This window comes from Corynebacterium sp. MSK071 (genome assembly GCF_030232125.1).
Classification (GTDB): domain Bacteria; phylum Actinomycetota; class Actinomycetes; order Mycobacteriales; family Mycobacteriaceae; genus Corynebacterium; species Corynebacterium kefirresidentii.
Map to the genome: position 1 here is coordinate 1 of NZ_JASPJA010000038.1, position 1,259 is coordinate 1,259.

Here is a 1,259-nt window from a genome sequence, read left to right on the forward strand (position 1 = left end):
TACCGTGTATGGGTGGATAAGGAAGCAGCGGTATGCGAAGTTACGCCGGCAGCGACATCGTCGAACGCCTGATGAGGCGGTGGTGTCTTTGCCAGATACAGGCAAGAAGCTGGGTAAAGATTCTGTTATGCCAGCACCGATGAAAACTCAAGCCGTTGATGGATTTCCTAGCGGCGTATTCGACAAACACGCCTTAGTAGGGCGTGGTCGCAGGCTTACTGTTGAAGACCGTGTTGCTATTGAAGCGGGATGTCGTGTCGGTGATTCGGCACGAGCCATCGCGCAGAAAATAAATAGGCACCACAGTGTCGTCGCTCGTGAAATCACCCGTAATGGTTGGAAGATCGTCGATGAGGACGGCACAGAGCAGCTGCGGTATAACGCCCACAACGCTGCTGTTTCTACTGCTGGTCGGATGGTGCGGCCAAAACTACGCAAGCTCGATGAAAGCCCAACGCTTCGGGGTGTAGTAGTCGATTGCCTTGCCCGCAGGTGGTCACCTGGGCGCATTAGTGCATGGCTTGAGCATGCTTTCAGCGATGATGAAAGCATGCGTATTTCCCACGAAGCGATCTACAGTGCCTTATACATTCAAGGCAAAGGCAGCCTGCGAGCCGAGCTTGAAGAAGTCATGAAGACTAAAGACGTACTTATCCGCGGCGGCTCAACACGCAAGCGTCGTGCCCGAAACGCTGGCGTGTTAACCGGTCGCCCTTGGATCAAAGGTGCTGAGATCACCCACCGCAGCCCGGAAGCTGATGACAGGGCTATTCCCGGGCACTGGGAGGGCGACCTTGTTATTGGTAAAGGTGGCAAAAGCGCGCTGATTACCCTAGTAGAGCGCACCAGCCGTTACACCCTGCTTGGACACCTTCCCGATGAGCACAGTTCACACACCGTGGTCGCAACCCTGCAGGACATGGTCAAAGACCTCAACACCGAGCAGCTAAAGACCATCACATGGGACCAAGGCGCAGAAATGGCTGTCACAGCACAAGTCCAGATTAAAGACGGCTGCCAGGTGTTTTTCTGTGAACCGCACTCACCGTGGCAGAGACCAACCAACGAGAACACCAACGGCGAGATCAGGCGCAGGTTCTACAAAAAGGGCACCGACTTTGCCACCGCCACACCCGAACATGTCGCGTGGGTGCAAAATGAGCTCAACGAAACACCCCGACAAATCCTCGGCGGCGCAACCCCACGTGAAATACTTAACGAACTATTCAAGCGTGGCGCATCCACCGCTTGATTCCGCC

Annotated in this window: 1 pseudogene; it reads left to right on the forward strand. The window is 55.0% G+C overall.

The annotated features are described in order from the left end of the window. Positions 1–32: 32 nt before the first annotated feature. Positions 33–1,252: pseudogene (locus tag QP990_RS12090) on the forward strand (IS30-like element IS1513 family transposase). Positions 1,253–1,259: the final 7 nt, after the last annotated feature.